The organism is Acidovorax sp. 107 (genome assembly GCF_003058055.1).
Lineage (GTDB): Bacteria > Pseudomonadota > Gammaproteobacteria > Burkholderiales > Burkholderiaceae_C > Acidovorax.
In genome coordinates this window covers 1,174,769-1,187,435 of the sequence record NZ_QBTZ01000001.1, presented here as the reverse complement: position 1 = coordinate 1,187,435, position 12,667 = coordinate 1,174,769, and the positions used below count along the sequence as shown (strand labels likewise).

The 12,667-nt window shown below is 64.0% G+C and carries 12 protein-coding genes and 1 tRNA gene; 7 read left to right on the top strand and 6 right to left on the bottom strand.

The genetic code is table 11. From position 1 onward, the window contains the following. Entirely contained in the window at nucleotides 1-1,827 is a 1,827-nt protein-coding gene (locus tag C8C99_RS05630; protein ID WP_108625201.1) for an extracellular solute-binding protein, read from the bottom strand. A gap of 104 nt (nucleotides 1,828-1,931) precedes the next feature. Here C8C99_RS05630 and fabI point away from each other — a divergent pair, with 104 nt between their 5' ends. Then, a complete protein-coding gene (gene fabI, locus C8C99_RS05625) occupies nucleotides 1,932-2,732 on the top strand; it encodes an enoyl-ACP reductase FabI (RefSeq protein WP_108625200.1) in 801 nt (266 codons plus the stop codon). A gap of 95 nt (nucleotides 2,733-2,827) precedes the next feature. Next, complete coding sequence (locus tag C8C99_RS05620; RefSeq protein ID WP_056645818.1) at nucleotides 2,828-3,691, top strand: DNA ligase; 864 nt, start codon at nucleotides 2,828-2,830, stop codon at nucleotides 3,689-3,691. 81 nt (nucleotides 3,692-3,772) lie between these two features. On the opposite strand, the gene C8C99_RS05615 is transcribed toward C8C99_RS05620, so the two are convergent. Both C8C99_RS05615 and C8C99_RS05610 read right to left on the bottom strand, forming a co-directional pair. Next, nucleotides 3,773-4,333: a fasciclin domain-containing protein gene (locus C8C99_RS05615; protein WP_056645821.1), complete on the bottom strand. Its 561-nt coding sequence runs from the start codon at nucleotides 4,331-4,333 to the stop codon at nucleotides 3,773-3,775. A gap of 177 nt (nucleotides 4,334-4,510) precedes the next feature. Then, nucleotides 4,511-6,877 carry an arginine/lysine/ornithine decarboxylase gene (locus C8C99_RS05610; protein WP_056645824.1) on the bottom strand — a complete coding sequence of 789 codons (2,367 nt, stop codon included), beginning with the start codon at nucleotides 6,875-6,877 and terminating at the stop codon, nucleotides 4,511-4,513. Nucleotides 6,878-7,023: 146 nt separating this feature from the next. Between C8C99_RS05610 and C8C99_RS05605 the strand changes: the two genes are divergently transcribed. The 5 genes from C8C99_RS05605 to C8C99_RS05585 all read left to right on the top strand — a co-directional run bounded on the left by C8C99_RS05605 (nucleotide 7,024) and on the right by C8C99_RS05585 (nucleotide 9,890). Continuing rightward, nucleotides 7,024-7,449, top strand: a complete 426-nt coding sequence (locus tag C8C99_RS05605) for an NfeD family protein (protein WP_056645827.1) — start codon at nucleotides 7,024-7,026, stop codon at nucleotides 7,447-7,449. Nucleotides 7,450-7,490: 41 nt separating this feature from the next. Next, complete coding sequence (locus C8C99_RS05600) at nucleotides 7,491-8,408, top strand: SPFH domain-containing protein (protein ID WP_108625199.1); 918 nt, start codon at nucleotides 7,491-7,493, stop codon at nucleotides 8,406-8,408. 85 nt (nucleotides 8,409-8,493) lie between these two features. Beyond that, nucleotides 8,494-8,583: transfer RNA gene (locus tag C8C99_RS05595), tRNA-Ser, on the top strand. A gap of 585 nt (nucleotides 8,584-9,168) precedes the next feature. Next, nucleotides 9,169-9,354 carry a hypothetical protein gene (locus C8C99_RS05590; RefSeq protein ID WP_108625198.1) on the top strand — a complete coding sequence of 62 codons (186 nt, stop codon included), beginning with the start codon at nucleotides 9,169-9,171 and terminating at the stop codon, nucleotides 9,352-9,354. Nucleotides 9,355-9,512: 158 nt separating this feature from the next. Further along, nucleotides 9,513-9,890 carry a hypothetical protein gene (locus tag C8C99_RS05585; RefSeq protein WP_108625197.1) on the top strand — a complete coding sequence of 126 codons (378 nt, stop codon included), beginning with the start codon at nucleotides 9,513-9,515 and terminating at the stop codon, nucleotides 9,888-9,890. A gap of 144 nt (nucleotides 9,891-10,034) precedes the next feature. Here the strand turns inward: C8C99_RS05585 and C8C99_RS05580 are convergent, their stop codons facing one another. Genes C8C99_RS05580 through C8C99_RS05570 form a run of 3 tightly spaced genes read right to left on the bottom strand, consistent with a single transcriptional unit; the run spans nucleotide 10,035 to nucleotide 12,587 of the window. Then, the gene (locus C8C99_RS05580; RefSeq protein ID WP_369867095.1) at nucleotides 10,035-10,724 is read right to left on the bottom strand and encodes a hypothetical protein; all 690 of its coding nucleotides are present in this window, start codon (nucleotides 10,722-10,724) and stop codon (nucleotides 10,035-10,037) included. Beyond that, nucleotides 10,721-11,746, bottom strand: a complete 1,026-nt coding sequence (locus tag C8C99_RS05575) for an MlaD family protein (RefSeq protein ID WP_369867094.1) — start codon at nucleotides 11,744-11,746, stop codon at nucleotides 10,721-10,723. The genes C8C99_RS05580 and C8C99_RS05575 overlap by 4 nt, the downstream gene beginning before the upstream one ends. A gap of 40 nt (nucleotides 11,747-11,786) precedes the next feature. Further along, a complete protein-coding gene (locus tag C8C99_RS05570; RefSeq protein WP_108625194.1) occupies nucleotides 11,787-12,587 on the bottom strand; it encodes an ABC transporter permease in 801 nt (266 codons plus the stop codon). Nucleotides 12,588-12,667: the final 80 nt, after the last annotated feature.

Below are 12,667 nucleotides of genomic sequence, written 5' to 3'. Positions count from 1 at the left end.
TTATTTTTTGTCGGGCGCGGTCTGTGGCGGCATGCGCGCCCACCAGGTGTCGATAACCCAGCCTTCGCCGCTCGAATACGGCGGCACCGCTGCAGGCTTGGCCAGGCGCCAGGCGTTGTAGGCCATGCGGTGCGTGGCCGCCGTCCACTGCGGAATGAGGTAGTGGCTGTGCGCAATCATGCGCTCCAGCGCGTGGCAGGCAGGCAGCAACTGGGCCTCCGTTTTGGCCGACGTCATGGCTTTGATCATGGCGTCCACCGCCGGATTTTTGACACCTGCGAAGTTGCCGGAGTCCTCCACATCGGCCGCCTGGCTGCCGAACATGTCGGCGAATTCCTGCCCCGGATTGTTGGTGCCCTGGAACGCGAGCGAGGTGATGTCAAAGTCAAACTTCTGCAGCCGCTGCTGGTACAGCGCAAAGTCCACGGAGCGGAATCGCAGCGTGACACCGATCTTTTCGAGGTTGCGTATCCAGGGGGTGATGGTGCGAACACCGCCTTCGTTGCTGTCCATGTATTCCAGCTCCATGGCCTCACCCTTCGCGTTGCGCAGTGCGCCATCGCGCACCTCCCAGCCTGCCTCTTTCAGCAAAGCCTGTGCGCGGCGCAGGTTGGCACGCAGTGACGAATCGCCGTCGGTGCGGGGGGGCATGGTCATGGGGCCAAACGCAGCCGCAGGAATGTCTTTGCGGTAGGGCTCCATCAGCGCGAGTTCTTCGGGCGACGGGCTGCCCCTGGTTTCGCAGGCTGTGTTGCCAAACAGGCCGTTCACGCGCTGGTAGGCGCCGTAGAACATCTGGCGGTTCATCCACTCATAGTCCATCGCCAGGCCCAGCGCCTCCCGCACACGCGCATCCTGCAGCAGCGGGCGGCGGGTGTTGAGCACGTAGCTCTGAAAGCCCGATGGCAGCTTGTGCTTGAACTCGCCCTTGACCAGCTCGCCAGTGTCGAACTTCTTGCCCGTGACGCGGCGGGCCCAGTCGCCCGCACTGAAGAACCGCATGAGGTCGAACTCGCCCGCCTTCAGGGCCTCCAGACGCGCGGTGTTGTCCTTGTAGATCTTGACCAGGATGCGGTCGAAGTTGGCCGTGCCCCTGCGTACATTGAGGTCGCGCGCCCAGTACTGCGGGTCGCGCACATAGGTGATGTCCTTGCCAAACCGCACAGGCCCGATCTTGTAGGGGCCGCTGCCGATGGGGATGTCCATCACCACCTGGTCAAAAGGCTTGGCCTTGCCGTTTTCCACGCCCCAGTCGCGGCTGAACACCGGCAAGCCCCCCACAGTGATGGGAAGCTCCCGGTTGGGCTGCTTGAAGCGGTAGCGCACGGTGCGGTCGTTGATCACATCCACGCCCGCCACCTCGATCAGCAAGGTCTTGTAAGAGGGCGAGGTGAAGGGGCCTACCAGCGTTTCGTAGCTGTGCTTCACGTCCTGGGCCAGCACCGGCTTGCCATTGTGAAAGCGCGCCTCAGGCCGTAGCCGGAAGGTGGCAGACAGTCCGTCGGGGGCGACCTCCACGTCCTCGGCGAGCAGGCCGTAGCCGGTTGCGGTCTCGTCCATGGAGCCCACCAGCAGCGAGTCGAACATCAGCGACGACAGGTAAGCCGGTGCGTTGCCCTTGATGGTGAACGGGTTGTACTTGTCAAAAGTGGAGACGCGCAGGTTGCTGACCAGCCGCAATTCACCGCCCTTGGGGGCATCGGGATTCACATAGTCGAAATGCGAAAAGCCCGCCGGATAGCGCGGCGCGCCCCACAAGGCATACGCATGCGCTGCCCACGCTGGAACAGCACACCCCATCAGCAACAAAGCCAGCCAAAACCGCATGCGACAATTCTGCACTACGTTCGCAGGGGCTTGCAGCCGAAGCCGCATATCCACATGCACCGGGCACCAAGCCTGCATTCCGCTATTCCACAAGGAGATTTCACATGGGTTTTCTGTCCGGCAAGAAGCTGCTCATCACGGGCGTGCTGTCCAACCGCTCCATCGCCTACGGCATTGCCAAGGCCTGCCACGAGCAAGGTGCCGAGCTGGCGTTCAGCTACGTGGGCGAGCGCTTCAAGGACCGCATCACCGACTTTGCAGCCGAGTTCGACTCGAAGCTGATCTTTGATTGCGACGTGGGCAGCGACGAGCAGATCGAGCGCATGTTTGCGGACCTGTCGCAGACCTGGGCGAAGTTTGACGGCTTCGTGCACAGCATCGGCTTTGCACCCCGCGAGGCGATTGCGGGCAACTTTCTGGACGGCCTGAGCCGCGAAGGCTTTCGCATCGCGCACGACATCAGCGCCTACAGCTTCCCGGCCATGGCCAAGGCGGCCCTGCCCTACCTGAACGACAAGGCGTCGCTGCTGACACTGTCGTACCTGGGCGCGCTGCGCTCCATACCCAACTACAACACCATGGGCCTGGCCAAGGCCAGCCTGGAAGCCAGCGTGCGCTACCTGGCCGAGGCCGTGGGCCGCACCGAAGACGGCCGCAGCATCCGCGCCAACGGCATCAGCGCAGGCCCCATCAAGACGCTGGCTGCCAGCGGCATCAAGGACTTTGGCAAACTGCTCAGCCGCGTGGCCGATGCTTCGCCCCTGCGCCGCAACGTCACGATTGAAGACGTGGGCAATGTGGCGGCCTTCCTGCTGTCGGACCTGGCATCGGGCATGACGGCCGAGATCACCTATGTGGACGGCGGCTTCAGCCAGACCGCTGGCCTGAGCGCCGACCAGGTGTAATCCGAGCAACGGGCTCACAGCCTTTTTGCACAAAACAGGCTTCTAGCGCTGATAGAACATGCGCTAGAAGCTATTTTTTTGATAGCACATCCATCATGCTCCGCAGACACTGCCTGGCTTGGCTGGGCCTCGCGCCCCTGGCCGCACTGACCACACCCCAGGCCTGGGCCGCCGATGCACCGGCCCTGTTGCTGGCCAATGTGTACCACCCCGGCATGCGCCTTGCGGACTACTGGGTGAGCGAGAAATACGATGGCGTGCGCGGCTATTGGGACGGCCACACGCTGCACACGCGGGGTGGTGAAACCGTGGCGGCACCGGCCTGGTTCACCGCCGGCTGGCCCGACACGCCCATGGACGGCGAGCTGTGGGCAGGACGCGGCCGGTTCAGCCATGCCCAGTCCACCGTGCGCCAGCAGCAGCCGGACGATGCCGCCTGGCGCGAGATGCGCTTCATGGTGTTTGACCTGCCCTCGCATGGCGGCACGTTTGACCAGCGCCTGCCCGCACTGAACAAGCTCGTAGAGTCGCTGAACCAGCCATGGGTGCAGGCCGTGTCACAGCAGCGCGTGGCCAGCGACGCCGCTTTGCAAAAGCTGCTGCTGCGCACCGTGCGTGCGGGTGGCGAAGGACTGATGCTGCACCGGGGCGCATCGATGTACCGCGCAGGCCGCAGTGACGACCTCATCAAGGTCAAGACGCACGAAGACGCCGAAGCCCGCGTGGTCGCCCACTTGCCCGGCCAGGGCCGCCACTCCGGGCGGCTGGGCGCCCTGGTGGTGGAGATGCCTTCGGGCCAACGGTTCCGGCTGGGCGCAGGGTTGACCGATGCGGAGCGCGACCACCCGCCGCCCGTGGGCAGCTGGGTGACCTACCGCTTCAGGGGCACCCACGACAGCGGGGTGCCGCGCTTCGCGAGCTTTGTGCGCGTGCGGGACGACATGCCGCCCACCCGCTGACGGGACAGCCACCGCCCCCGGCGGCTTCACCCCCTACAGCCCGCCCATACAACATCGCAGGCGGGCGGGCTGCCTCGCTCATCAGTTGGGCAACAACACCTTGTCCACCACGTGGATCACACCGTTGGACTGGTAGACGTCGGCAATCGTCACCGTCGCTGTACCGCCCTTTTCGTCCGTCACCATGATGGCATTGCCGCTGGCCTTGGCCATGAGGGTGCCACCCGCCACCGTCTTGAGGCTGGCCATGCCTTTGCCATCGGCAATCATCTTCGACAACGCGGCAGCGTCGTACTTGCCAGCCACCACGTGGTAGGTGAGCACCTTGGTCAGCGTGGGCTTGCTCTCGGGCTTGAGCAGCGTGTCCACCGTGCCGGCCGGCAGGGCGGCAAATGCCGCATTGGTGGGCGCAAACACGGTGAACGGACCGGGGCCCTTGAGCGTCTCTACCAGGCCTGCCGCCTTGACCGCTGCCACCAGCGTGGTGTGGTCCTTGGAGTTCACAGCGTTGTCGATGATGTCCTTGCTGGCCAGCATGGGCGCACCACCCACCATGACCTGCGCCATGGCAGGCATTGCGGCAGCCGCCATGGCAGCAGTCAGAGCGATGGTGGCCAGGCGGGCATTGAATCGAAGGGTCATGAAAATCTCCTGAGGGGGTTGTGAAGACAGTCACCGCATGAGAATCACGCGGCTGACAGTCAATACGGCCCCACTCCCGCTGCGGATTCAAGCGCAAAAAAAATCGCTCCGCCAGTCGTGCCGGGGGAGCGATTTTCGAGACGCTGGTGCACCCATGCACCAGCGCGAAGGCAGTGCTTACACGTTGCGTCCGTAGGGACCGTCGTCGCCCACCTGTACCAGGTTCTTGGCAGTTGCCAGCGGCTTGGGGTTCTTGCCGGGCTTGCCTTGCTCTGCCACGCAGTCGGCGTAGTAGCGCACTTGGCCGTTCTCGTCTTCCACTTCTACCAGGCCGTGGATGTCGGTCTCGAAGCCGGGGCACAGCTTGGCGAATTCGCGCGCGAACTTGAGGTAATCCACGATCTTCTTGTTGAACACTTCGCCCGGAATCAACAGCGGAATGCCCGGCGGGTACGGCGTGACCAGGCCCACGGTGATGCGGCCTTCCAGGTGGTCGATCTCCACACGCTCGGTCGTGCGGTGCGCGATGTGTGCATACGCGTCCGAGGGCTTCATGGACGGCGTGAGGTCCGACAGGTACATCTCAGTGGTCAGGCGTGCAATGTCGTACTTGGCGTACATCTCGTGCACGTGCTGGCACAGGTCCTTGAGGCCCATGCGCTCGTACCGCTTGTGCTGCTGGCAGAACTCGGGAAGGATGCGCCACATGGGCTGGTTCTTCTCGTAGTCGTCCTTGAACTGCTGCAGCGCAGTCAGCAGCGTGTTCCAGCGGCCCTTGGTGATGCCGATGGTGAACATGATGAAGAAGCTGTACAGGCCCGTCTTCTCCACCACCACACCGTGCTCGGCGAGGTATTTGGTCACGATCGATGCGGGGATGCCGGTCTTGTCGAACTTGCCGTCCAGGCTCAGGCCGGGCGTGACGATGGTGGACTTGATCGGGTCCAGCATGTTGAAGCCGTCGGCCAGCTGGCCGAAGCCGTGCCACTTGCTGCCCTTCTTGCTCTTGCTGTCGCTGCGGATGATCCAGTCCTCCGCACGGCCAATGCCTTCGTCGGTGAGCTTCTCAGGGCCCCAGACCTTGAACCACCAGTCGTTCTTGCCGAACTCCTCCTCCACCTGGCGCATGGCACGGCGGAAGTCCAGGGCTTCGAGAATGCTTTCTTCCACCAGCGCGGTGCCGCCGGGCGGTTCCATCATCGCGGCGGCCACATCGCAGCTGGCGATGATGCTGTACTGAGGGCTGGTGCTGGTGTGCATCAGGTACGCCTCGTTGAACAGGTGGCGGTCGAGCTTGGTGGTCTGCGAGTCCTGCACCAGCACATGTGATGCCTGGCTGATGCCGGCCAGCAGCTTGTGGATGGACTGCGTGGCGTACGTCACCGAATGCTTGGGGCGCGTGCGCTTCTTGCCCATGGCGTGGTAGCTGCCATAGAACGGGTGGAAAGCCGCGTGCGGCAGCCAGGCCTCGTCAAAGTGCAGGTTGTCCACGTAGCCATCGAGCATGCCCTTGATGGTCTCGGTGTTGTAGAGCACCCCGTCGTAGGTGGACTGCGTCAGCGTCAGCACGCGCGGCTTGACCTTCTTGGCGTCCACGCCCTTGAGCAAGGGGTTGGCCTTGATCTTGGCCTCGATGGCCTTGGGCTCGAACTCGCTCTGGGGGATGGGCCCGATGATGCCGAAGTGGTTGCGCGTGGGCTTCATGAACACGGGGATGGCGCCGGTCATGATGATGCTGTGCAGGATGGACTTGTGACAGTTGCGGTCCACCACCACCACGTCGCCCGGGGCGACGGTGTGGTGCCACACCATCTTGTTGGAGGTGGAAGTGCCGTTGGTCACGAAGAAGCAGTGGTCGGCGTTGAAGATGCGCGCCGCATTGCGCTCGCTCTCGCCGATGGCGCCGTTGTGGTCCAGCAGCTGGCCCAGTTCTTCCACCGCATTGCACACGTCGGCACGCAGCATGTTCTCGCCATAGAACTGGTGGTACATCTGGCCCACGGGGCTCTTCAAGAAGGCCACGCCACCCGAGTGGCCGGGGCAATGCCAGCTGTACGAGCCGTCTTCGGCGTAGTCCAGCAGCGCCTTGAAGAACGGCGGCTGCACGCTTTCGAGGTAGCTCTTGGCTTCGCGGATGATGTGGCGCGCCACGAATTCGGGGGTGTCCTCGAACATGTGGATAAAGCCGTGCAGCTCGCGCAGGATGTCGTTGGGCAGGTGGCGGCTGGTCTTGGTCTCGCCGTGCACATAGATGGGCACTTCGGTGTTCTTGCGCCGCACCTCGCCAATGAAGTTGCGCAGGCTCAGCACGATGGGGTCCAGCCCCTCGCCCACGGTGAACTCTTCATCGTCGATGGACAAGATGAAAGCACTGGCACGGCTTTGCTGCTGGGCAAACTGCGAGAGATCGCCATAGCTGGTGACACCGACCACTTCGAAGCCCTCGGCCTCGATGGCCTGCGCGAGCGCACGAATGCCAAGCCCCGAGGTGTTCTCGGAACGATAGTCTTCATCGATGATGATGATGGGAAAGCGAAACTTCATGCGCAGCCTCCAGGGAGCCGTGGCCTGCCCGGCCAAAAAACGAAATAGGCGCGAAGTGTAAGGAATAACGTTGACGCGCCTTTGAACTGCCATTCTTTTGACCCAGAATGTGGTGCAACAAACACAACCACACGAGGAGGTTCGACATGGAGGCATCCACCATCTGGTGGCTGGCAGCGGGGGCCGTGGTCGTGGCAGAACTGCTCACCGGCACGTTCTATCTGCTGATGGTGGCCCTGGGGCTGGTCGCCGCCGCCCTGGCCGCCCATCTAGGCCTGGCGTCCGCGCTGCAGATGGTGTCGGCCGCCATCGTGGGCGGCGGGGCCGTCGTGGCCTGCTACTTGCTGCGGAAAAAACGCCCTGGCGACCCGTCGGCACGCGCGGACCGCAGTGTGAACATGGATGTGGGCGAAACCATCCACATCGAGAGCTGGAACCCCGACGGCACCACCACCGTGAAGTACCGGGGCGCCCAATGGACCGCCATCCACCGCCCTGGGGTCACCCCCTCGACCGGCATGCACCGTGTCGCTGAACTGGTGGGCAATCGCCTGCTGGTGGACCCGCTGTAAGCAACGCAGATCCTTTACCGAACCTCCCAGAAAGGCTTCTCATGGAAATTGCCATCGTCCTCCTGATCATTGCCGTGATCTTCATCGCCCGCTCGGTCAAGGTCGTGCCCCAGCAAAACGCCTGGGTCAAGGAACGCCTGGGCAAATATGCGGGTACGCTGACCCCGGGGCTGAACTTTCTGATTCCCTTCGTGGACAAGGTCGCCTACAAGCACAGCCTGAAGGAAATTCCGCTCGATGTGCCCAGCCAGGTCTGCATCACGCGCGACAACACGCAGCTGCAGGTGGATGGCATCCTGTACTTTCAGGTCACCGACCCGATGCGCGCCAGCTACGGCTCCAGCAACTACATCACGGCCGTGACCCAGCTGGCGCAGACCTCGCTGCGCTCGGTCATCGGCAAGCTCGAACTCGACAAGACCTTTGAAGAGCGCGACATCATCAACGCGCAGGTGGTGCAGGCCATCGACGAAGCTGCACTGAACTGGGGTGTGAAGGTGCTGCGCTACGAGATCAAGGACCTGACTCCACCCAAGGAAATCCTGCACGCCATGCAGGCCCAGATCACTGCAGAACGGGAAAAACGCGCACTGATCGCCGCCTCCGAAGGCCGCCGCCAGGAGCAGATCAATATCGCCACAGGCGAGCGTGAGGCCTTCATCGCCCGCTCCGAGGGCGAAAAGCAGGCCGTCATCAACAAGGCCCAGGGCGAGGCCGAATCCATCAAGGCCGTGGCCGACGCCAACGCCCAGGCCATCGAACGCGTGGCCGCCGCCATCCGCCAGCCCGGCGGCGAGCAGGCGGTGCAGCTCAAGGTGGCCGAAAGGGCCGTGGACGCTTACAGCCAGGTCGCGTCAGACGCCACCACCACCCTCATCGTGCCCAGCAATATGACCGAGGTGTCGGCGTTGATCGGTTCGGCAATGAAGATGGTGCAGACATCGCAGAAAGCGGGCTGATGGGACGCCAGTCGATAGAAATTTTCAGGGGACGCGGATCTACGACCTGAATGCCCCCAATCCTGTGGCTATAATCGAGGGCTTCGGAGAGGTGGATGAGCGGTTTAAGTCGCACGCCTGGAAAGCGTGTGTGGGCTAATCCCCACCGCGGGTTCGAATCCCGCCCTCTCCGCCACATATCAACCCAGGTGATTTCGGTCACCTGGGTTTTTTGTTGTGGGTTTGCCTGTTGTACGCCCATGCGCCCCAGCTGCGCGCTGAAGGGCGTTCATTGAACGCTCGGCCCGGCACGCCGGCGACCAAACATCCCCGAGGTCCTGCGCACTCTGATGCGGTCTTGAGCCCATTGGCATCTGCTGGGGCCTAGCGACCCCGATCCAGTGACATTGGTGTGCGTCGGAATGTGGAAGACGGCGGCGCTGCGGTAGGCAGCCATGTGTGCCCCTATGCACCGCCGTTCGATGGGCATCCACCAACTCTGAAGCGAGCAAATAGAGCACGCTGAGGGTCCATGACGCCAGGCTGCATCCGCTTAGATCCTCAGGTTCTGCACGGCCCCCCAGCAGACGCAGCGACAGGAACGTTTCCATCAGGTTTGTAAAGGCAACAGGCCGTAACAGTTGCCCATAGAGCGCTGGTATGGCACTTGTCTTACACGCGGAACTGCGGCACTTTGCTGAAATCCTAGCCAGCAGCCATTGAGGTTGCGCTGGGAGGTCATTGCGGCCCCTCACCTTTTTTTGCTGAAAAGGACTTCACCATGAAACGCCATTCCTTACCGCCGGGAGCGCGCGCATTGGTCGCGTTCATCGGGACTGTGGTGCTGGCAGTGCTGGCAGCGGTGTCGCTGCTGATGCCGGATGTGGCTGTGCAGTCTGTGGACTCCATGTCGCATGGGCTCACGGGGCTGGATCAGATTTTGTCCACGAGCTTTCTGGACCGCTGATCGGTAGCGCTCCGGTAATGCCTTTCAAAGGGATTGGCGCTGCGCTGCAGCGTGTGTGGGTCCAAACAGCAACACAGTAGCAAAAAGCATAGCATCGGAGTACCATTCGACGCTGCACACCGGGTGTTTTCGGTGGCATTCTGGAATGGAGGACGATCGTGACCACACGTTTTCGCATCTCTGCAAACCGTTTTTCCTTGATTCACTACCCAAAATTGTGGGGCTCGATGGTGTTGTTGGCCGCTGTGGTGGGCTGCTCCAGCCCCCGCGACAACGCCTTGGATGAATTCTCGCGTTGGTACGACAGTGCCACGGCCCAGGCCCAGGCAGGTGCCATGAGCTGGAGCGAGTTGTACAAGCAAAGCTTCGACCGCCTGACGGCCCTGCCGCCCTCGCTGCAGCAGGACACCCGTCTCGAGAACACCGTGCTGCTGCTGTCCGTAGCGCGCAAGCTGGAGTCGAATGAAATCAGCCCCCAGCAGTTTGCGATGGAGCGCGACAACATCGAAACCCAGCTGCAGGCGCGCCTGCGCTGATGAACCCACGGCCAGTGGCAAAGAGCGCGCTTGCGGCCTCGGGCTGACCTGCGGCACCCTTGCAGGCCGGGGTTGAACGTCACTTTTTCTTATGGGCGTCCCGCCCATCACCCGCACCCAACCGGCACGAAGCGCCCGGCCGCCCTAGCGCGGCAGCACTCCCGATTGCTCCACCACAGCCACGCGGCGGCGTAGCGCAGCGGCCGCCGCCGTGTCCCCGGCAGCTTCTGCCCTTTGCACCTGCAGCAACAACCACGCCATCAGCGGCCTGCGCCAGCCCTGTGCGGACGCGGTACCGGTGGCCGTGGCGATCACGGCAGGACTGGCGTGCCCCATCTGCAGCAGCATGCCCGCTGCCACCAACCGCGACAGTGGATCAGCAATGCCTGCCAGGCTGGTCGCATCCCCTGACGTTGCCGCTGCACGCTGCGCCGGTGGCAGCAGTGCCACCTGGCCGGCTTGAACGCGGCCCGCCAGATAGTCGGCGTAGGCCTGCTCGGGGGCGGCGGCGTCGGCCCGCAAGGCCTCAAAGCGCTCGCAGGGCTCAGCCACCAGACTCGCCACCTGGGCGGCGCAGCGCATCAGCTCCAGGCGGGCGAGCAGATCGGGGCGGCCCGTGCGCGCTACTTCGGCGCGGGCCCGGTCCCATTCGAGCTTTTCCACGCGCGCATTGCCAGACAGGTAGGCCTCGATGGCCTTCTGGGACGCGCCCTGGGCGTTCATCTGCCAGTCGGGCACCGGGGGTTGGCTGGAACACGCAACCAACGCGAAGGCACAGCCAACGGAAAGGAGCCGCAACGCGGCCCGAGAGCGAGGTACAGCGGAGGGGTTCATGGCAGCTTCAGCTCCGTGTCGCGTGCAAAGGGCCATTTGCGGTTGATCTCGTTGACCAGGCTTTCCCCCTTGCGCAGATTGCTTTCGACCTCAGCACGCAGCGCGCCCAGGTCGGTAGTGGCTTCGCGGGCATTAGCACCGATGGCCTGGGCCTCCACCAGCACCGCATCCACCTTCTTCAGGCTGGTGCGGGTGTCGGCCAGCAGGCCATTGAGCTGTGCCACGGTGGCGCGCACTTCGGGCACCAGCGCGTCCTTGTTGCCCTCGCTGCCAAACACCTGCTTGTCTGCGCGGGCGGCCATGCCGTCCAGCCGCGCCAGCAGCGCGTTGGTGCGCTCCAGGGTGGCCACGATCCTTTTCGCGTCCGCTTCGTTGCCCATCAGCACGCCCAGAGCGCCACCTGGGCCGTTGAGGCGCTCGGTGAGGGCCTTGACGTTGGTCAGGGTGCTGCCCAGCGCGGCGTCGGGCGATGTCAGGGCGTTCAGGTTGGTCAGCAGCTCGCGCGCGGTGGCCATGAGCTGCGGGATCTCCGCCGTTGCGTCGCCGCGCAACACGGGCCGCACCGCGCCATCGGGCAGCGCGGGGTCGGTCAGGATGCCGGAGTACGCCCGGATGTTGGTGCCCCCCACCAGGCCCCGCACCAGCGTGAACACGCTGGACTGGCGCAGCCAGTGCGCGTCCTTGCGGGGCACGTCCACCAGGATGCGGGCATTGCCCGATTCGGCCAGCTCGATGCGCCGCACGCGGCCAATGGGGAAGCCCGAGAAGGTCATGTCCATGCCCACCACCACGCCTTCGGAGTCATCGGCCGTCAGCACCAGCGTCTGTGTGGGCTCGAAAGCGCCGCGCGCATACAGCAGGTACAGGCCCGAGCCCACGATGAGGGCCAGGGTGAACAGGAGCAGTGCGGCAGCCTTGAGTTCCAGATAGGCCACCGGGCGCAGGGTCTCGACCGGAGGCATATCCGTCCCGGCAGGAGGCGCAGTGGGGCCATGCGATGGGTTGGGAGGGTGGTCGTTCATGTCGTGGGGTTATGCGGGTAGGTACGACCGGCGCGGGCCGTCAGTAATAGTTGCCCATGAGCGAGGCCACCTCGATCAACAGCAGCACCGCAAACATGCGGGCCAGGCCGCCCAGTTCCGAGTCGGGCTGCGTGCGCTCACCGCTGTCATACAGGCCAGCCGCCATGGGAATCAGCGCCACGGCCAGGCTGAAGAACAGGGTCTTGAGCACAAACACCATGGTCACGCTGGGCGAAAACACCTGGCCGAACATGCGCGTGTAGCTGGACAGGCCCGCGGTGTTGAAGCCGTACACCCCCAGGTAGGCCAGCACCAGCGCCACCACGCAACTGAGCGCAGCCAGCGTGACGCAGGCAAACACCCCGGCAATCACGCGGGGCAGCAGTTCAATGCGCACCGGGTCGGCGCCCTGGCGGCGCAGCGCATCGAACCGGCCAGTGAGCCGCAAGTGCGCGAGCTGCGAGCCGTTGGGGATGGTGCAGCGCATGGCCACAAACAAGGCGGCCGTGAGCGGGATCAGCTCCAGCACCAGCACGCGGATCACCATCTCCAGCGCGTAGCGCGACAGGCCATAACTCAGCGCCGTGACCACCACAATGCGCGTGAGCACCAGGCTGATGAGCGCCGCCAGCACCGTGAAGCCCAGCAGCACTGGCGCGGTGTCCAGGTACAGGTGCCGGGCCAGCGCGCGGCGGGTGCCCTTGCCGTAGCTGGACGGCGACAACACCAGCACCAGCACCACCGCGCCCAGATACAGGATGCGCCACCAGGCCACCGCCCAGCGCCGCGCCGTGTTCCACACACGTTCGGGCAGGGAGAGGCCGGGAAGGCGCGAGATCATGGGCGGATCATAGCGGGGGCATGCGCTAGGGCAGCCCATGGCAGGCTTCGGGAGATAGTTGGGCCATTTTTGGGCGGTAG